We start from the raw sequence: 20400 nt of genomic DNA, 5'->3' as shown, positions 1-20400 counted from the left end.
CGCGAATTGGCGAGACAGCCTTATCTTTAAACGCATGAGCTAAATCTCCCCCCCCCCCCGAACTCGCCGCCTACCACCAACCGAACTTCCCTAAAAGCGAAATGCTGCGCCTCTCCACCAAAGTCATCATTCCAGACACTGAAATCCAGTGGCAGATGGTGCGTGCGCAAGGTCCCGGCGGACAACACGTCAACAAGACCTCTTGCGCCGCACAGCTCTTCTTCGATATCCGAGCCTCCTCTCTACCGACTTTTTATCGGGAACGCCTACTCGGCCATCAGGACCACCGTATCACCGATAGTGGCGTCATCATCATCAAGGCGCAGGATTCGCGTTCGCTGGAGATGAACCGTGAACTCGCACTCAAACGCCTCAGGGAAATCATTCTAGCGGCGACCAAAATCGAAAAGAAGCGCCGCCCCACCCGACCGACTCGCAATTCCCAAAAGCGCCGTGTCGAATCAAAGAAAAAGCAGGGCGAGAAAAAGGCCATGCGCCGCCGCCCAGAATAAGCCCGCCAAGAAGCATTTTTTTCATGTAACACGTGCCGAATTCAAGGTTTACCTCTCGGCAAATCCCTCCTAATAAAACACCCTTATGAGCCACCAAAAGCCCGGAACTGGAACCCTTTCTCTTCACGCAGGCCATACGCCCGACTCCGACACACTAAGCCGCGCGGTGCCAATCTATCAGACCACGAGCTACGTGTTTCGCGACACTGAACACGCAGCGAATCTTTTCGGCCTCAAAGAGCTAGGTAATATCTACACCCGCATCATGAATCCCACCACCGACGTGCTCGAAAAACGGGTTGCGGCGCTCGAAGGTGGCACAGCAGGCTTGGCCTACGCAAGTGGTTCGGCGGCAATTTCCAACTGCATTCTTAATCTGGCTGGGGCAGGTGACCACATCGTCTCTGTGGCTCAGCTCTACGGCGGCACTTACAACCTTTTCCACCACACTCTACCCAAGCTCGGCATCGAGGTCAGCTTTGTTGACGCAGAGGACCCAGCTAGTTTCGCCGCTGCGATCAAGCCCAACACCAAGGCCTTCTTTGGCGAAAGTCTTGGCAACCCACGCCTGAACATTTTCCCGTTTGAAGAAGTCGGCGCAATTGCCGCCGCCAACGGAATCCCGCTGATCATTGATAACACTGCCCTTTCACCGGCCATTTGCCGCCCGCTTGAGCACGGTGCCAATATTGTCGTCCATTCGACAACAAAGTTCCTCGGCGGCCACGGCGTCGCGATCGGCGGTATGATCGTTGACGGAGGTAATTTTGACTGGGGACAGGGCCGACACCCAGGCTTTACCACAGCGGACCCGAGCTACCACGGACTTGTCCACTGGGACGCCTTCAAGTCCTTTGAACCGGCAGGCGGCGCAAACATCGCCTTTGCCATGAAAATGCGATTGCAACTCTTGCGCGACCTGGGAGCGTGCCAATCCCCGCACAACAGTTTCCTAACGCTACTCGGCATTGAGACGCTACACCTGCGCATGCGCCAACATTGCAGCAATGCGATGAAGGTCGCCGAATTCCTCCGGGATCATGATAAAACCAGCTGGGTCAACTACCCAGGCATGCCCGACCACCCAAGTCACGAGCTAGCCGAGAAATACCTGATCGGCGGCGCGGGTGCGTTACTCGGCTTCGGAGTCAAGGGCGGCATGGCCGAGGGTCGTAAGTTCATCGAATCGCTCAAGCTCTTCAGCCATTTGGCGAACATCGGCGACGCCAAGAGCCTCGCGATCCATCCTGCCAGCACGACCCACAGCCAGCTCTCGTCCGACGAACAAGTTACAGCAGGGGTCACCGAGGACTACGTTCGCCTCTCCATTGGTATCGAAGACCCGGAAGACATCATAGCCGACCTCGACCAAGCGCTCGCGCAGGTCTAAAGTCAGCAACGTTCATTGGTATGGTTTAGCGCGTAAGATGAGGCGCGACACCTACCATTTGCGTTCATTAAATGAATGCATCCGACACAAATCGTATAGCTAGAGATTCATGCAGTTATTTCCTATGGAATTTATGTCTTTTTTAATCAGGGACTTATAATTCCCCAGGCGTAGTTGGCACGAGACACGCGATGACGCGGACATGAAAAAATCCAGTTCGTATCTTCTCATCGCTATCCTGTTAATCAATTCACTTGGCCTCTCGGGCTGTGCTACGGCATATGTCACCTCGGGAGGAGGTTGGGGAGCAGCCAACCCAGAGCCAGAAGGCGTGGCGCTTGCCGCAGCCTTCGACGTAGTCACTTTACCTGTCCAGATCTTAGTGCTCGCTCCCGAGGCTTTTGGCCTAACACTCAAAGCAATCAAGGACGCTATCGATCCACCTTTGGAAGACGAAACAAGTGCAACTCAGCCGAATACCATGTGCCTCGAACAACAGACATCCACAGAAAGTTGATTGGCAAATCGGTCGACTTCCGATTTAATCAAAAAACAGCCGATAAGAGCAACCTTTTCACTAATCGATTCTGTTAGAATGCACTATCATGAAGAACGGTGCCCCTAGCTACACGCAACGCGAAGTCATCACGACGCAAATCTATCCATCGGCGGACCAAGCCTGCACCTATGTCGCCGATGCCATCACCGACCTCGTTAGCGAACGTAATGCCGCTGGACAACCGACCGTGCTTGGTCTGGCAACCGGTTCCACCCCCGTGCGACTTTACCGCGAACTCATCCGCCGCTGTCAGGCGGGTCTGTCTTTTCAGCGTGTAATCACTTTCAATCTCGACGAATATTACGGCCTTTCCGGCGACCACCCCGAGAGCTACCGCCGGTTCATGCAGGACCAGCTTTTTGACCATATAGACATCCTTCCGGAGAACACACACGTGCCCGATGGCCTCGCAGCAAAGGACGAAGTCTTCGAGTCCTGTTCAGACTATGAAGCCGCCATGCGTGAGGCAGGCGGCTTGGACATTCAGATTCTGGGCATCGGCCGCACAGGACATATTGGCTTTAACGAACCCGGCTCAGGACCTGAATCCCGCACCCGCCTTGTGACACTCGACAGTCTGACGCGCCGTGACGCCGCACGCGACTTTCTGGGTGAAGAAAATGTTCCCCGGCACGCCATCACGATGGGGGTTGGCACGATTCTCGACGCACGGCAGATTTTCCTACTCGCTTGGGGGGAGGCCAAAGCCCGCGTCATCGCGGAGTCCGTCGAAGCCCCCCCCTCTGAGTCCATCCCTGCAAGCTTTTTGCAAGGCCACCCCAATTGTGTGTTTTGTGTCGACGAGGCCGCTGCCAGCCACCTCACCCGTTTGCGCTACCCTTGGCTAGTTGGACCAGTAGATTGGACAGAAACCATGACACGAAAGGCCGTTGTCTGGCTTGCCCAGAAGTCTAACAAGCCCTTGCTCCGCCTCACCGACGAGGATTATACAGAAAACGCCATGGCCGACCTGTTGACCGAGAAAGGTTCAGCCTACGACCTGAACATCCGGATTTTTAACACGACCCAACACACGATTACGGGCTGGCCCGGCGGCAAGCCAGACGCCGATGACTCCTATCGGCCCGAACGCCGCATCCCCTTCCCGAAACGTTCCCTCGTGCTCAGTTCCGAGCCGACCGACGATGTCTTCTGCATGGGCGGCGTCCTCCACCGCTTGGCCAACCAAAAACACCAACTGACTGTCGCCTACCTGACTTCGGGTAACCTCGCGGTGCCCGACACCGACGTCCGACGCTCCATTGAACTAATCATCGAACTTGGCGAACGCCTCGACGACGTGGCCGAGGTGCACTTTGCGCGCAAGGTGGAGCAGCAACTCGACGCCAAAGGCCAGTTTGGCGAAGACTCATCTGATTTACGTCGTCTCAAGGGCCTCATCCGCCGCGGCGAAGCACGCTCCTCTGCCCGGTTGCTCGGTATCGATCCGGCCCAGTTACGCTTCTTAGACCTGCCTTTTTACGAAACAGGACGCTACCGGCGTTTCCAGATCACCAAGGCTGACGTCGCGGCGATGGTTACGTTACTCAATGAGATTCGACCGCACCAAATTTTTGCCACTGGCCACGGGCACGACCCACTCTCAGTCCCCGCACTGAGCTTCGAAGTCCTACAAATCGCTTTGCGTGCGTGCGCCGGAGCGGACTGGCTAAAAGACTGCTGGATCTGGCTCTATCGCGGCCCGGGAGTCGAATGGGAAATCCATGAAATGGACATGGCCGTGCCCCTCTCCCCTGATGAGCTCGACTTTAAAATCAAAGGTATTTACCAACATCAGACCCAGCGCAGTCAGTCGCCCGGTGGCAGTAAACAGGACGCCAATTCCTGGAACCTCGCCAGCGCCCTTAACCGCGCCACCGCGCAAGCATACGACGCCCTTGGCCTTGCTGAATACGAAGCCATCGAAGGCTTCAAACGATTCCGCTCATGAAATTTCGACTGAATAATCAAGACCTCTTCATTCCAGACCACGAAGCCGAAGCAAACGCGCTGGAGCGTACGACGCATCTGGGCGTAGGTGCCCACCAAGACGACCTTGAGTTCATGGCCCTACACGGCATCCTTGAGTGCTTTCAACGCGCGGATCAGTGGTTCGGTGGCGTCACCTGCACTGATGGGGGGGGGAGTGCACGCAGCGGTCCTTATGCTAACTACACAGACTCCGAGATGAAGCGCGTCCGCGTGCATGAGCAAAAAGTCGCCGCCACTATTGGCCAATACAGTTTTATGGCGCAACTTGGTCACCCGAGCACTACTGCCAAGGCACCCACCCAGCGCCAACCACTGGTGGACGATCTGGAAACGCTCTTGCTCTTTACACGCCCTCAGGCTGTCTACACGCATCAGCCCTTTGACAAACATGCCACCCACATCGGCGTCCTGATCGCGCTGCTTGAGGCTATCCGACGATTGCCCCAAAACGAACGCCCGCAACAATTGTTCGGCTGTGAAGTCTGGCGCGGGCTGGACTGGCTGCCCGATCACCTAAAGGTCATTCAGCCAGTCGACGCCCACCCCAACCTTGCTGCGGCTCTGGCCGGGGTATTCGATTCCCAAATTGCGGGCGGCAAGCGTTACGATCTCGCCGTAGAAGGGCGACACTGCGCCAATGCCACCTATTTCGACTCTCACTCAGTCGACGCCTGCCAGCGTGCCGCCTACGCGATTGATCTCACACCATTGATTCAAGACGACACACTAACCGTTGAGGTATTCATCAGCGAAATTCTGGAGCAATTCACAGACGAAGTGACTTCGTTACTCGGCCAGATTACCCACTAATAAGCAGCGACAAGCTGAGGAGGCTGGCGGGGGAAAATTTGACCGCTTCCCTCTCAAAGGGGGGGGATCAGATTGGCAGTAAAACCAACAAAATTGACGCCCAATAGCTGATTATTACGGGCGATGCATTAGCGAGGGGGGGGTATTTGCCGTTGACAGAACTTTTTGTTCAATAGATATTGAATCTTTTGATGGTATTGCCCGCCATTACCTCAACATACGCTACTATTATTGATTGGTTTTCCGATATCGACGGTTCCGACCAAAGGCGGCAGCGTGTTTGAATGTTGATATCCATTAGGTCATGCAAGAAACGATAATCACGCCGGAAGACGGAATTCTTTCGATCCGTCATAGCATACGGAACATGCGGAAGAATGCCAGTCTGACGTGGGAGCTAGCTACGCGCATGTTTATCCGAGATATGCGTGCGATGTATCGGCAGAGCATTCTCGGCTATATTTGGATATTTTTGCCTCCAATCGCCAATACTTTGATCTGGGTGTATTTAAACAGCCAGGACGTCATCAAGGTCGACACTGGTGGCATCTCCTACCCTGCCTTTGTGCTGACAGGCAATCTCCTGTGGACGGCCTTTAACGCGACCCTCACCAGCATGTTGAATACGGTGAATGAATCCCGTGCCCTCCTGTCGAAGATTAACTTTCCACACGAAGCCCTGCTCCTCACAGCCCTTGGGAAGTCGGCGGTAAATGCCATGCTCCCATTGGTCATACTTATCCCGGTGCTCCCTTTTTATGTGAACGAGTTTCATGCCACGATGTTACTTTTTCCACTCGGGGTCATCGTAATGATTTTGTTTGGCGCAACGATCGCCATACTCCTATTGCCAATTGCCACACTTTACGGCGACGTCAGCAGAGGTGTTCAGTTGATTCTAAAGTTCGGTTTTTTCGTCACCCCAGTCGTTTACCCATTGCCGGCTGCTGGACTCGCAAAGTTTATCAGTGACGTCAATCCCGTCACCCCTCTTTTGGTGACGAGCCGCAGTTGGCTACTTGGCGAAGGGCCAATCATGCTACAGCCATTTATTCTGCTGAGCATAATAACGCTGATCGCATTGTGCTTCGCGATTTTGGCCTATAAAATCGCCGTTCCTTATCTCATCGAACGACTATCTTCCTGATATGGGTTCTCATTTGCCAAACGATAGCGATGTCCTGATCGACGTACACCAGGTCGGGAAGAAATTCTGCCGCTCGCTCAAGCGTTCCCTCATGTACGGAGCCAAAGACATCGTGCGGGCCATGAACCCTCTGCTCAAAACGGGTATTTCTGACAGTAGAAATAAAATCCCTGAGCTTAGAAAAGATGAATTTTGGGCAATTCAAAACATCAGTTTCCAACTTCGGCGAGGTGAGTGCGTTGGCCTAATCGGGCACAATGGCGCAGGCAAGAGCACGCTCCTCAAAGTACTCAATGGCTTGATCAAACCAGACACTGGCCACATACGCATGCGTGGCCGAGTATGTGCATTGATTGAGCTCGGTGCCGGATTCAATCCTATTCTCACTGGCCGAGAAAACATCTATAATTCCGGCGCACTGCTCGGCATTCGCAAGAAGGAAATCGACGAGAAACTGGACGAAATTGTAGCCTTCTCTGAGCTGGATCAGTTCATTGATATGCCCGTTCAAAACTATAGCTCCGGGATGAAAGTTCGCTTGGGATTCGCCGTCGCGATTCAAATGGAGCCAGATATTCTATTGCTCGATGAAGTGCTCGCCGTAGGCGATATCGCGTTCCGCCATAAATGTGTCAACGCAATGGCTGGAATATTAAGCAAATCAGCCGTGATTTTTGTGTCTCACTCCATGCCTCAAGTCGCACGTGTCTGCAGCCAAATCCTGCTGATGGATCACGGAAAAAGCACATACAACGGTGGCAACGTCGGGCTTGGAATTGAAAAGTATTACTCAATGTGCGGCGGCGGAGAAGCCATGATCAGCGGCACGCGGGACATTCAATTTAACCTGATTAAGGCTGGCACGAGCATTGAATCAGCGAGCAGCACATCCAGTGAACTACAGATTTCACACGCTCAAGGACTGTATATCGAGCTGAGGGTGAAGGCCACTGAACAGGTGCAAAGTGCACGCTTTCAGATCACCATCTGGAACATGGATATGCTGCCAGTCGTTAATATCATAAATGCCGACTACCAAGGGCGCGTTGTCAATTTTAAGGAAACCGGAAAACAAGAAGTTGTTCTAAAAATTGAATGCCCTCCCCTGCACCTGAATTGTGGCCGTTACTTCCTGAGTGCGGTCGCGACATCCGTCGACCAATCAATGGTTTATTGCCGTCATGATAATATCGTTTCACTGCAAGTAGAGGGCATATCCACAACCGCGGCAGCCATTCTTCAACCAGCTAATTGGAACTAACCATCATCCCCCCACAGCACTATGTCCAAACCAATTCGCAACGCCGTAATCCTGACTGCAAAAGGCGGCAACCATAGCGTAGGTAACAAAAACGTCATACCGGTACAGAACGTGCCAGTCATGTCTTACCCACTCCGAGCAGCCAAACATTCACGCCACTGTGAAGCCATTTATGTAACGACAGAAGATCCTTACATTTCGCACATTGCTCGGATGGAAGGAGCGGAAATTATCGATCGTCCCGCTGAACTGAGCCAATCATCGTCACTGCACAAAGACGTTATTAAGCATGCCGTGGAAGCCGTGACCCTGCTGCACCCCGAGTTGGAGAATGTCATTATCCTACTCGGCAATACGGTAATGGTGACTCCAGGGATTATTGACCGCGCATTTGAACTACTCGACGATGGCAGTTGTGATTCAGTCCTCACTGCCTGGAAGGCTCAGGATGATCACCCCTACCGCGCAATGAAGTGCAACGAAGACGGCTTCATGGAATCGTTCCTTAACGTTGAAGCAGGATCAAACCGACAGGCGTATCCCGATGTTTTCTTTTACGATCAAGGTATTTGGGGGTTCAAAAAAGAGTGTGCGATCGAGCAAAAAGGGCCAACGCCTTGGGTGTGGCTCGGTGAGCGTTGCAGGATGATCGAACGGCCTTGGGTGACCGGTCGCGATATACACACGTGGATTGATATCGCCGCTAGCGTCTGGTATCTCAACTCGATCCAGCCAAACGATTTCTATCATTACTCCGACCTGAAAGGTTAATGAGATACGTTGCCATTGATGGTTGGTGGGGGTCCGGCAAAGGCATGGCCGCGTACACCTTGGACAATACGCCCGGGCACTATGTCGATTTCTTCCAGCTCAATGCATTTTCTGGCATCAATAAAGCCGCGTTGACTGAGCAAACTTGGCTTCGCGAACGAGAAACCTTTGCCCTGAGATCCAGCATTTGCGCCAACGGCTATTACCGCTTGGAAACATTTTCCCACCTGGGGCATTTTCCTTTCTATTTCTCAAGAGAGAATGTCCATCTCGAACCTTTCAAATTCTCATTTCAGGATTTCGATTTAGAGCTATTCAATAAACTACGCCAAGGCTCTGACTGGAACTTCAATTTCATTTTCGACACCCTTTATGAGACTCTGATCAAGCATCATCTAGGAAAACAAGCCGTAGAAGATATTCATACGATTGTAGCACTAGAGGGTAATGACGGAACGATATTCAGGCACTTGGAATCAAACGATTTCGATTTTTCGCTCATCTATATGTTGCGCTCAGCACAAGGCATTATGGCGTCGATCAGCCAGCGCAAGCCAGTCGAGGGAATACGCTCAATGATGGGCGACTTAGGAATCGATCGTAAGATGGTCTTTGAAATTTTTGAACGCCAGAAAGTGGCCAAAGAATATGCTGCGCGTTTTCCTGAAAAGGTATTGCTAATCAATTTTGAGGATGTCGTGAACAACCCTCAATTGCTGCATAGTAAACTACAAAAATTCCTCAACCTACCGGAAGACAACCCCAATTGGGAGCCGTCTCTGAATGGTAAATCTCTGGCCCAGGAATATGGAGTTGAGATGTTTAATCAGGAAATTGATTCGGCTGAGAAAAAATTAACACCCGAAGGCATCGCAATGATCAAAAGTTGGGAAGAAGAATTCTACGCCCCTCAAAAAAACACAGCCACGCCGAGCAAAACTGCTTCACAACGAGTGATTCATTCATTCAAGTCACGAGTTAAGCAATTGTTAGGAATTTGAGATGACGGCCTCTTTAGATAATCAAACAAATCAGTGTCGGTATCTAATCGTTCTTGGCAATTTCCATCACATGGGTGGGGCCGAGCGACAGGCGTTTCATTTCATTGAATACCTCCGCACAACACTCAACGTACCCGTTGCGGTGCTCGGCTGGTTTGGCGAAGGGCCATTAACAATGCCACTACGAGAGTTGGGCTGCGAAATTTTTCATTTCCCTTACAATGAGAAAAAGACTGGACGGCGAAAATTCTTAATGCTGTATCAGCTTGCCCAATTCATTCGGCATCAGATCAAACCCGATGTCATTCTCCCTTTTGTTTCTGTCCACAGCAAGCCAGTCTGCCTTATTTGGAAATGGACGGGCGCGCACTACATCTGGTGGAATCAACAGGACGAAGGGAGAGGATTATTTAAATCCAAGATGGAACAACGAGCACTGAATAATGCCGTCCACATAACTTCTAATTCACGTGCAGGCGCTGAATTTATCAGCGAAAATTACGACATCCCGTATGAAAACATCGTTGTTTACAACAACGGCACACCGATTCCCGAAGCACACAAGCTAAAGCCAATCTGGCGGGATAAAATTGGCGTCAAACAAAACCAGTTATTGGTTTCAATGGTCGCAAACATTATCCCGTTTAAAGACCATGATACGCTTTTTCGGGCCTGGAGCCTAGTCATCAAATCGGCGCGCACGACATCCCTCCCTCTTCCGATATTGGCTTTAGCTGGGCATCTGCTAGACGCAAAGCACGTTTTAGGATTAAAAGCCTTGGCATTCGACCTTGGCCTGGGAGATTCTGTCCGCTTTCTGGGCCCAATCGATACGACCAACGAACTGCTTTATGAGTCCGACATAGTCGTTCATAGCTCGATAAAAGAAGGTTGCCCGAATGCAGTTTGCGAAGCAATGGCGCTAGGCCGCGCGGTTGTTGGAACCGACATATCTGGTATTCGTCAGGCCTTGGGCGACGATCACGTTGAACTGGTCTACGCCAAGCCTCATGACCCGGTTGACCTCGCTGATAAGATAAATACGCTCCTGCATGACGAGGCATTACGAAAGGAACTTGGAGCGGCCAATCTACAGCGAATCAAAACAAGCTTCTCGATCCAAGGCATGAACGAATTCCTTTTCCGCCTCATCCAGAAAGCTAGCTAACCTCCAAGAAAGAATTCCTCATTAGCTACTTGTCAGAGAAGTTCGCGGGCTACCGGAAATTTGCGCAGCACAAGCTAGCAATGCGCAAGTTTCATCATAAACGTGCCCATGAACAAAAGCTATACGCGGCTTGGATGGCTCGACTTGCTCAAACTCATCCACAGGTATTTGCCGGAGTCAATCTGAGCTTCGGCGGAATCCGCCATCACCTGATGGCCATTCAAAAGCACTCAAAGCTGCGTGTGGAATTAACGCCGAACGAGCAAGCCTTTCCGGGCTTCGATAATATCCCCCCACACCTACGGGAGGAGCTGATCCAGTATGTCCCGAATCAGTGTCTGGCGATTCACTCTCACGTCTTTCCTTGGATGATTCACTGGGGCCATAATGCTCAGAAAAATGGGATACGCTGGATACACACTTACCACCTCAATTACTTCCCGGAGCATGGCAAAGTTGGCTTAGAGCCATGGCAGGAGCAAATCAATGAAGCTTTGCTGCATGAAGCGCCGCAGGCCGACATCAGGCTCTCCGTCGCAAAGTGGCAACGGGATGATTTACGTAATCAAAATGGTATTGAAACCTATTACTTGCCCAATGGCGTCGATGTAGAAAACTGCGATCTAGGTTGCGCGGAACGCTTCGTAAAGAAAACACAGCAGAACGATTTCGTTCTCTATGTCGGGCGCAACGACCCAGTCAAGAACCCAGCCGCATTTGTGCAATTGGCCCAACAAATGCCAGAGCGTTCATTTGTTATGCTTGGTCAAGGGCTCAGCGCAGAAACGATGCTGAGCGAGTTTAATCAGGAAACGCCCAGCAACGTATCCATCTACGGAGCCACAGACCATCGAGGCGTTCAGGACGCTATCGCCGCGAGTGCGGCAGTCGTTGTCACGAGCAAGCGAGAAGGATTGCCAACGCTAGTCCTTGAAGCAATGACACACGGGAAACCAATTGTCGTCCCAGAGGAAGCAGGATGCTTGGAGGCAATTGATAATGGCCGCTACGGCTTTGTCTACGAGCCAGATAACATCTTAGACCTTGCTCAGAAAACGCGTGATGCTCTCGTCGACACCAATCGCTGTACTGAATCCCGGAACCGCGTTTTAAAAGAATACGACTGGCGACAAGTCGCAAAAACGTTGGACATCGTTTACGCCGAACCTAGCTTGTCGAAAGTCCGAGAAATACTGGCTGAGGCCCAAGACAATTGATAATGGCAATCGATTCCAGCAAGCCTCTCATCACCATTTGCGCATTTGATAAGCCAGGCATTATCGGTGGCCCCGTGTCATGGTTACTATGGTTGATGCCTGCACTCATTGAGCGTGGTTTCCGTATTCGCTGCTTGGTCTACATGCATTTGGGCGAAGGCCCCCTCATCAATTTCCTCGATGAGAATGGCATCGAATACTCCAAGACCATTAATCCACTAACTACTGAAGACAGCATCCGGTGGACGCTCGAACAGCTTAAAGCAAAGCCGACAGACATCTTCTTTCCCAATGTCGTTACATCCGCCTATTACGCTTGCCGTTGGATACGCAAAGCAGGCATTGCAACGGTGGGAATTCTACATTCCGATCACGCATACTGCGACGGCCTGCAGGAAGAATTTGTCGCCGGAAAAAAGTCCCACCGACTTACTGGAATGGTCGGCGTCTCGCGCGAACTGGAACAGCAGTTAACTAACTGTAAAACGCGCGACACCTCAGTCTATCGTATCCCCTATGGTGCGCCTGTCGTTGATCAGTTTGTCGCTCCTCCACACGGCAAATTCCGCATCGCGTTTTTCGGACGCCTCGTGACCGAGCAGAAACGCATCCAAGATCTTGCTCGGGCATTTTGCCGCACTGTCAAACAGTTGCCGAGTGTCGAAGCGATTATCTATGGTGATGGCCCGGAAAAGGCAGAAGTTGCGGCAATTCTAGCCAAAGAAGGGAGCGGCCTCTCAGTTTATCTTGGGGGGGCCGTACCAAGCCAGCAAGTTCAGGATAAGATGCGGGAATCCCATGTTATTGTCCTGCTGTCTGACTATGAAGGGCTACCCATCGCGATCATGGAAGCAATGGCGTGCGGATGCGTTCCAGTTTGTCGTTACAATAAGAGCGGTATCCCTGAATTGATTGAAGATGGCGTTAACGGATTCATTCTCGATGACGCTCCGGATGCACTCCCGAAGGCGATTCAACAACTGGTCAACGATCCCGTGCTCTGGCAAAAATTTTCCAATGAAAGCCGAGATAAAATACGCCGTGAATACACCAAAGACATTGGTGCGGATCTATGGGCTGAGACGTTTCGCGATCAGATTAAGCATTGGCGACGACCAGGCAATATCAGCATTCCATGTTGGATATCCCTGCCCGCAGAGAACGATAAGCTAAATAATGCGGGGCAGCGTGAAAAGCTTATCGCTACATTCCTCAAGCGCCGCATTGTTCGCAGCCGTATGTTCGCTGGAAAAATTAAACGCATGTTTCTGCATCAATCGAAACAGGAGAGCTAAAGGATGGGAACAACCTGCATTGTTGGATTTGACGACAATAAAGTCATTAAGGACTTTATTCGAATCCACGTAGAGTCCCTCAGCGGAGAAAAAGTCTGCGTCAGTCGCGCGTATCCAGACTATGCCTATCAGGGAAAGACCATTCGCTATTTTTATAGCCAAAAACCATTCCTGAAAAAAGCCGCGAGACTCCTGCCACAAGCACTCTATCATCGTCTGATTACAGCCAAGGAATTATCCCCCCCCGCAGTCCTTGATGCATTGGGAGGCTTTTTTGCCAGTCATAATGTCGATGTAATCTTGGCTGAGTTTGGGGCAACCGGAGCCGCGATCACACCGATTGCGAAGCAGCTTGGCATCCCCCTAATCGTGCATTTCCACGGGCATGATGCACATCGCCAGCCAGAGTTGACTCCGGAGCGGCTTGCGAAATATTGCGCAATGTTCGACTATGCGCATAGCGTACTCGGCGTCTCTCGGTTCATGATCGATGCCCTTGCCGGACTTGGATGCAATGAAAAGAAGCTGGTTTACAATCCCTACGGGCCACGGGATTCATTTTATGAAATCCAATCCAGCTATCAGCCAATCGTTTTATCAGTCGGCCGGTTTACGAACATCAAAGCGAATCATCTGACGCTATTGGCCTTTAGCAAAGCGCTTAAAGAGGTGCCAAATGCTCAGCTAGTCCAGATCGGTGACGGCGAGCTTCTCGAAACATGTATTACTCTGGCCAAAGTTTTGGGCATTGAGAAAAACGTCATTTTCAAGGGTGCCATTCCACATCAGGAGATCGCTCAATATTTTGCCAATGCCTGCTGCTTCGCCCAGCATTCCGTGATCCCATCTTACGGAGACGCCGAGGGCACGCCCAATACCATACTTGAAGCAGCCGCGGCTGGGCTCCCGATAGTCAGTACTCGACACGCTGGTATAAAAGATGTCGTGATAGAAGGCAAAACAGGCATGCTCGTTGACGAACTGGATGTCGACACCATGGGCGCTCACATGAGTCACCTACTCCGTAATCCTGAACTCTGCCGACAAATGGGTTCAGCAGCACGCAAGCATACTAAAAATAATTTCAACAGCCAACAGCATATACATCGATTACAGTCAGTCATTGATGATGCTCGAAAAAAGTCACACCACTAGGATGAAGATTCTTGTCGCCAATATTCCGCTTCCTGGAAATCGATTCCTCGTCGACCTACACGAGGCCATGGAAAAAAACGATGTCACAATCGTGCATTCGCACGAGACATTCTGGAATCAGGAAGGCGACTTCAATGTCGTCCACCTGCACTTCCCAGAATACGTTACCCATGAAATCGAGAAAGCCTATCAAGAAGGGCTCACCGAAGAACTCGTCGAGCAAGTGGCAGTGCGACTAAAGCATTGGGCTGACCGCTCACACATCGTCATTACCAGACACGTCCTTCTGCCCCACGACGCAGTCAAAAACCCAGTTTGGGAGCGAATGTATGAACTTTTTTACCGCTACGCAGACGCGGTTGTTCATTTCGCCCAAGCAAGCATTGATGAGTTCAAAAGCCGCTACGCGAACACTGTTTTTTACCGTGGTGTTGAGCCCAAACATGTCATCATCCCTCATGCCAACTACGCCTCGCTGCCAAATAACATTTCCCGGCAAGCGGCTAGGAAGCAGCTCGGAATCTCCGAAAAAGCGAAAGTCATGTTAGTCTTTGGTGCCATTCGCAGCATGGAAGAACGCGATTTGATCATGAACACATTTCAAGGTGCCCAAGTCGGCGATAAAATCCTGCTGGTGTCACGCTGGCGCGAGAAGCTCGCCAAAGTCTCATGGATCCGGCTAAAGTATTGGCTGCGGGATCTCACTCGACTCTATTATCGGCTACATCCGAGCTATAACTTCAACTATAGCTTCGTGCAGGAAGAGGACGCTCAGCTCTACTTGAACGCCGCGGATGTGTTGTTCATCCCCCGCCTCAAAGTGCTTAATTCGGGCAATATCACCCTTGGCCTGACTTTCGGTAAGATCGTTGTTGGACCAGATTCCTGGGACGTCGGCGAGCTTCTTCGCGAAACCGGTAATCCCGTGTTTGACCCTGGGCATCCATCCACTGCTAAGCAAGCGCTTGAAAAAGCATTTGAATTGGCAAAAACAAATCTCGGGGAAAAAAATCGTCAACGGGCCTTGAATGAATGGACGCCCGCTCAATGCGCCCGTATGTATTGCGATATTTACGAATCAGTTCAAGTAAACCAAAACACTACACGCTAAATGCAAAAAGTATTGATCACTGGTGGCGCCGGATTTGTCGGTCGCCGATTCTGCAAACGTTTTCTGGATCAGGGAGCCGAGGTTCACTGCGTAGACCCAGTTGCCGAATTCACTGGTGGTATCGACCCGGACAACAGTTGGCCACTGTTTTCTCCCCGCGATTTCCCAAATTTCAATTTCTATCGCCAAGATTGCCGCGAATGGTTCAAACAACGGGCGGATGACGATTTTGATTACGTCTTTCACCTCGCCGCAATGGTCGGCGGAAGAGCGATGATTGAAAACCATCCACTCGCAGTCGCCGACGACCTTTCAATCGACGCGGAATACTGGCAGTGGGCCGAAAAAGCGCGCCCAGCCAAAACCGCCTGCTTCAGTTCCAGCGCAGCATACCCAATTGCTCGTCAACGAGAGGAGAACTACGAGCTGCTTAGCGAGGATATGATCGCCTTCGATAATGACATCGGCATGCCTGATATGTCTTATGGCTGGGCCAAGCTTACTTGTGAATATCTCGCCCGTCTTGCTTACCAAAAGCACGGGCTAAAATCCACCTGCTACCGCCCTTTCTCTGGCTATGGTGAGGATCAGGACGATAGTTATCCGTTCCCTAGCATCTGCAAACGCGCGATGGCGCACATCGGCGAAGAGACCCTTACGGTTTGGGGCACAGGCGACCAGATGCGCGACTTTATATACATCGAAGATTGCGTCGATGGCGTGATGGCCACCATTGATAAAATCGATGATGGCGATGCCGTTAATCTTTCGACTGGCATTTACACGAGCTTCAAACAATTTGCACGAATCGCCGCTGAAGAGTGTGGTTATGAGCCGGAAGTCGTGGGCCTGTCCGACAAACCTGCTGGCGTATTCGCTCGTGGCGGTGACACCACCAAACAGAAACAGTTCGGCTTCGAGTATAAGGTTCCTTTCCGCGAAGGCATTCGCAAAGCCCTGAAATCCTACGGCCAGCCCGTGGCTTGAGGTGAGTCGCGATTTCCTTCAACCGGCGCATGATGTCAGACTCTTCACAGCTAGCGCCAGTCGTCCTGTTTGTTTATGCGCGGCCCGACCATACTCGCCAAACCCTAGAAGCTCTTGCTAAAAATCGGCTGGCCGATCAGACACAGCTTTATGTGTACTCTGACGCCAGCAAGAATGAATCTACCGCGAGTGCTGTTGCACAAGTTCGCCAGTTGATTCGTTCTCAGCAATGGTGTGGGCAGGTCGAAATCATTGAGGCCGGGATAAACCTCGGCTTAGCAGAATCGATCAAGCGAGGCGTTTCAGAAGTCGTTAATCGGCATGGTCGCGTCATTGTTTTAGAAGATGACTTGGTGACTTCACCGGGATTCCTCGAATATATGAACACGGCACTTTTTGCCTATGAATCAACGCCAGCCGTTCGCCATATTAATGCGTATTGTCACGCGACGCCTTACGAGTCCCTACTTCCAGAAACCTTCTTTACGCGCTACATGCAGTGCTGGGGTTGGGGCACATGGGAAGACTCATGGGAGCGTGCGCGATGGGATGTCGATAAGCTAATCGCTGACATCAATGCTTCCGAGAAAATGCACAAGCAATTTAATCTCGGCGGCTGTAATGGGTTTTCCAATCAGCTACTCGAAAACCAATGTTGCCGCATAAAAACGTGGGCAATTTTCTGGGCGGCATCAATTTTCCTCCAAGATGGACTCTGCCTTAGCCCGCGTCGTTCGTTGGTTAGAAATATAGGAGTCGATGGGACTGGCGAAAACTTTACGCAAGATGTCAGCTCAAGTATGGCGATTAATCTCACGGATTCCATTTGCGTTCGTAAGCGAAAAGCAAAAATTTCTCGCTTGGGCGAATTCAGCTTACAGCAATCGCTTCGCTGGGGCTCAACATCCACTTGGGCCAATCATTTGAAAGGCAATCTGGGCCGCTGGAAGCATCGCCTCTGGAAGAAAATGGGCCTCCTACAATGAAAGTTGTCCACATAACGAAGTTCCGCAATGGAGGTGCAGGCGTCGCTGCATACCGCACGCATCAGGCGCTCCGTCAGCTCGGTGTCGATTCCACATTTGCGGCACTCGACTGTGGGACCAACGTCGCGGAGGGGATCAAGCAACTGCCCAAACGTTACCTTCGTTTTCACGAACGTGCGTTGTTTAAATTCAATATTGCTGCAACTAAAGATGCAAGCCACCAGCAGTTCATGCGCCGCCAGAATACGGACGTTTTTTACTCGTCCATTGAAGCCGATTACGACCTTCTCAGCGTGCCCTTTATTGCACAGGCAGACATCATAAATCTTCATTGGACGTCTGGCATTTTAGACTGGCCAACGTTTTTTAAAAACGCCCCCTGCCCGATCGTCTGGACGTTCCACGACATGCATACCTTTCTCGGCGGCTTTCATTACAGTATCGATCTGGAACGTGCTCCGCAGTCGCTTCAAAAGCAAAACGAATCGGTCATCACCCAGCAGCGCAATTTGCTGCGCACGCCATCGAATTTGACCTGCGTGTCTCCTTCGGAATGGTTGAATACTGAAGCAGCCGCTTCGACTGGGCTCCAGCCGACGCAGCATAAAGTCATCGCCAACGGGTTAAACACAGATGTCTTTCGCCCACTCCAACAGACCTTCGCCCGCGAGGCACTTGGATTACCAACTGAAGGGAAAATCTTAGCTTTTGTGGCGGAAAACATCGACGACTACCGAAAAGGTGGCGACCTGCTGCACACGGCGCTCACCAGCAAGCCTTTGCCAGAAGATTGGTCCATCGCAGTGGCCGGAAAAGGCGCACTCCCTGATGGCCTAGGCAAGGTCCACCGTTTGGGTTCAATACAAGATGAACGACTGATGGCAATCCTCTACAACGCAGCCGATCTTTTCGTGCTGCCCAGCCGACAAGATAACTTGCCCAATGTTATCAGCGAAGCGCTTTGCTGTGGTTTGCCGGTCATCAGTTTTGCAGTAGGTGGCATTCCTGAAATGATCAACAATGACGAAGACGGAATTCTCGTTTCCGAAATCGACGCCAATGCCTTGGTCAACGCGTTGCATCAAGCCATGTCACAAAAATTTGATCGCGAAGCCATCTCGCACCGAGCCAGAATTCGCTACGCTAGCGCAGTAGCTGCCCAACAATACGCATCGCTTTATCAACAAATTTGAAGCCGCGCATCTCCATCATCATCCCCCACTTTGAGCGGGTTGAGTTGCTGCAACAAACGCTGCAGACGATACGTTCTCAGTCCTACTCAAATTGGGAGGCATGGATCGTCGATGATGGCTCGAGCGATGAAACTTGGGCGACAGTATCCCAATTGGCCGAAGCCGACCGGATACATATTTTGCAACGCAACGAAGGCCTAAAGGGGCCATCGACCTGCCGTAATATCGGTGCCCAACATGCGCATGGGGAGTGGTTGCTCTTCCTCGATTCAGATGATCTCATGGCACCATGGTGCCTGGAAAATCGAACCGCTAAAATTAAAGAGAACGCAGCGGATTTCTTAGTATTTCCTGTCGCCCTATTTCACGAAAAAATCGGCGACTTGGATTGCCTTTGGAATCAACTGAGTAACGACGCGCCCGATCTCAATCGCTTTCTCACAGCTGATTCCGTCTGGCAAACATCCTCTCCTCTCTGGTGCCGAAAATCCTTTCTAAAGATTGGGGGGTTCAATGAACGAGTTTTCTATGGCGACGATTCCGATGTGCATACACGTGCAATACTGGCTGGGCTGACTTACAGAAAATTTGACCAGTCATTGCCCGATGTATTCATCCGCCGCAGCGAACAAGCTCGCATCACCAACAGTGCCATCGAAAAACTGGTCGCTTCGCGCGCCATTCGATTGAACGAGGGAGCGGATTCATTGCGAAAAAGCAATGCTTCCCCAGTGCTTCAATTGCTGTGGGAAGGTCAGTATTTCATCGAAGCAGAATTTCTCTTGTTCAACATGAACCATGCAGATATGGCAATCGCTGATACGCTTCAATCGATGCAGGCCAACTACAATCTAAGCCTTGCTCGGCGATTAATCATTCGGACGTATTTTCGAATCGCTTTGCGTTGCAAAGCTAAAGCCTATATCATCCTTCGGCTGGCCCGGCGTGTAGCCGTCCAGCTGTTGCCGCCCAGCTATTTTGCCACACCAGCTAGCGACTCCGCGCGCCGTATGAGCAACGGCATCCGTCAAGCCATCCAAGAGCAACTTGAGCAATATCAAGCTGCCGCAGCAGCACAGGATAAGCGCGAAAGATGATACGGCTCTTCACTACATGGTATCCCTGTGCCGATCCAAACCGCCACGGTGAAATGTCACTGGCTTTGGAGAACAATCTGAAAAACCCGGCATTGGGCCAAGTGTGCATACTGCGTGAAGGTCAGGCTGACTTGCCTTCTTCGGAGAAACTCCAAGTGCGCGATATCGCATCTCGACCGAATTTTACTGATTTCTTTGTCTGGATTAAGGAACGACAAGGGCCGGATGACATTGCGCTGATTGCCAATACCGATATTTGGTTTGATCAATCAATCGTGCTAGCTGAGCAATTCCTGAAGTCAAATCAATGCTGGGCCTTGGCGCGTTGGGATTGTCGCAAATCAGGCTCGGTCCTTTTTGATCGGAACGACAGTCAGGATGCTTGGGCGTTTCGCGGAGAACTGCGTGACATCTCAGGAGACTTTCTTTTGGGTGCCCCTCGTTGCGATAATCGACTCCTGTATGAGCTACAAGCGGCCAACTATGAAACGCTCAATCCCGCCTTTAGCGTGACGTGCCACCATCAACACAACGAGGAGCCGCGGGAATACGCCGAGACGAATCAGCAAGGATTTGTTGATGCGCCGTACCGGTATCTTTGGCCACATAATTTACTGCCTGCTTGGCAAACACCTTGGCATAATTTGCGATCATCCCACAAGGTACGCTGGCAAATCGATCCACGAAAAATCAGCCACAGCTTACCAGTTCGCGCATGGCGTCGCTTGACGAATGCCCAATAGCCAGA

19 protein-coding genes are annotated in these 20400 nt (G+C 51.3%); all 19 read left to right on the top strand.

The genetic code is table 11. The features are described from left to right. The first annotated feature begins 101 nt into the window (after positions 1 to 101). The 19 genes from arfB (at position 102) to IE065_RS01925 (ending at position 20395) form a co-directional block, all read left to right on the top strand. The gene (gene arfB / locus IE065_RS02015; protein ID WP_189511330.1) at positions 102 to 512 is read left to right on the top strand and encodes an alternative ribosome rescue aminoacyl-tRNA hydrolase ArfB; all 411 of its coding nucleotides are present in this window, start codon (positions 102 to 104) and stop codon (positions 510 to 512) included. Between the two features lie 85 nt (positions 513 to 597). After that, entirely contained in the window at positions 598 to 1902 is a 1305-nt protein-coding gene (locus tag IE065_RS02010; RefSeq protein WP_189511328.1) for an O-acetylhomoserine aminocarboxypropyltransferase/cysteine synthase family protein, read from the top strand. Positions 1903 to 2104: 202 nt separating this feature from the next. Further along, positions 2105 to 2419, top strand: coding sequence for a hypothetical protein (locus IE065_RS02005; RefSeq protein ID WP_189511326.1), 315 nt, complete (start codon positions 2105 to 2107; stop codon positions 2417 to 2419). Between the two features lie 88 nt (positions 2420 to 2507). After that, on the top strand, positions 2508 to 4412 hold the full coding sequence (gene nagB / locus IE065_RS02000) for a glucosamine-6-phosphate deaminase (protein ID WP_189511324.1): 1905 nt from the start codon (positions 2508 to 2510) through the stop codon (positions 4410 to 4412). Beyond that, on the top strand, positions 4409 to 5263 hold the full coding sequence (locus IE065_RS01995) for a PIG-L deacetylase family protein (protein WP_189511322.1): 855 nt from the start codon (positions 4409 to 4411) through the stop codon (positions 5261 to 5263). The genes nagB and IE065_RS01995 overlap by 4 nt, the downstream gene beginning before the upstream one ends. Positions 5264 to 5567: 304 nt before the next feature. Next, on the top strand, positions 5568 to 6410 hold the full coding sequence (locus IE065_RS01990; RefSeq protein ID WP_189511320.1) for an ABC transporter permease: 843 nt from the start codon (positions 5568 to 5570) through the stop codon (positions 6408 to 6410). A gap of 1 nt (position 6411) precedes the next feature. After that, positions 6412 to 7671 (top strand): ABC transporter ATP-binding protein, encoded by a 1260-nt coding sequence (locus tag IE065_RS01985; protein WP_189511319.1) that lies wholly within the window; start codon positions 6412 to 6414, stop codon positions 7669 to 7671. A gap of 21 nt (positions 7672 to 7692) precedes the next feature. Next, on the top strand, positions 7693 to 8442 hold the full coding sequence (locus IE065_RS01980) for an acylneuraminate cytidylyltransferase family protein (RefSeq protein WP_189511318.1): 750 nt from the start codon (positions 7693 to 7695) through the stop codon (positions 8440 to 8442). A 131-nt stretch (positions 8443 to 8573) separates the two neighbouring features. Next, positions 8574 to 9443 (top strand): hypothetical protein, encoded by an 870-nt coding sequence (locus IE065_RS01975; RefSeq protein ID WP_189511317.1) that lies wholly within the window; start codon positions 8574 to 8576, stop codon positions 9441 to 9443. A gap of 1 nt (position 9444) precedes the next feature. Beyond that, entirely contained in the window at positions 9445 to 10611 is a 1167-nt protein-coding gene (locus IE065_RS01970; protein ID WP_189511316.1) for a glycosyltransferase family 4 protein, read from the top strand. A gap of 29 nt (positions 10612 to 10640) precedes the next feature. Beyond that, entirely contained in the window at positions 10641 to 11828 is a 1188-nt protein-coding gene (locus IE065_RS01965) for a glycosyltransferase family 4 protein (RefSeq protein WP_189511315.1), read from the top strand. Positions 11829 to 11830: 2 nt separating this feature from the next. Beyond that, a complete protein-coding gene (locus IE065_RS01960; RefSeq protein WP_189511314.1) occupies positions 11831 to 13123 on the top strand; it encodes a glycosyltransferase family 4 protein in 1293 nt (430 codons plus the stop codon). Positions 13124 to 13126: 3 nt separating this feature from the next. Further along, a complete protein-coding gene (locus IE065_RS01955) occupies positions 13127 to 14278 on the top strand; it encodes a glycosyltransferase family 4 protein (RefSeq protein WP_189511311.1) in 1152 nt (383 codons plus the stop codon). Between the two features lies 1 nt (position 14279). Next, entirely contained in the window at positions 14280 to 15389 is a 1110-nt protein-coding gene (locus IE065_RS01950; RefSeq protein WP_189511309.1) for a glycosyltransferase, read from the top strand. Then, entirely contained in the window at positions 15390 to 16376 is a 987-nt protein-coding gene (locus IE065_RS01945) for an NAD-dependent epimerase/dehydratase family protein (protein ID WP_189511307.1), read from the top strand. 29 nt (positions 16377 to 16405) lie between these two features. Next, the gene (locus IE065_RS01940; RefSeq protein WP_189511305.1) at positions 16406 to 17362 is read left to right on the top strand and encodes a glycosyltransferase family 2 protein; all 957 of its coding nucleotides are present in this window, start codon (positions 16406 to 16408) and stop codon (positions 17360 to 17362) included. Next, positions 17359 to 18555 carry a glycosyltransferase gene (locus tag IE065_RS01935; RefSeq protein WP_189511303.1) on the top strand — a complete coding sequence of 399 codons (1197 nt, stop codon included), beginning with the start codon at positions 17359 to 17361 and terminating at the stop codon, positions 18553 to 18555. Before IE065_RS01940 ends, IE065_RS01935 begins: the two co-directional genes overlap by 4 nt. Next, the gene (locus IE065_RS01930; protein ID WP_189511301.1) at positions 18552 to 19652 is read left to right on the top strand and encodes a glycosyltransferase family 2 protein; all 1101 of its coding nucleotides are present in this window, start codon (positions 18552 to 18554) and stop codon (positions 19650 to 19652) included. Before IE065_RS01935 ends, IE065_RS01930 begins: the two co-directional genes overlap by 4 nt. Next, complete coding sequence (locus IE065_RS01925) at positions 19649 to 20395, top strand: hypothetical protein (RefSeq protein ID WP_189511299.1); 747 nt, start codon at positions 19649 to 19651, stop codon at positions 20393 to 20395. The genes IE065_RS01930 and IE065_RS01925 overlap by 4 nt, the downstream gene beginning before the upstream one ends. Positions 20396 to 20400 lie beyond the last annotated feature (5 nt).

It is taken from the genome of Cerasicoccus arenae, assembly GCF_014651635.1.
GTDB lineage: Bacteria > Verrucomicrobiota > Verrucomicrobiia > Opitutales > Cerasicoccaceae > Cerasicoccus > Cerasicoccus arenae.
The sequence above is the reverse complement of the archived record's forward strand: the minus strand, read 5'-3'. Positions and strand labels throughout refer to the sequence as shown.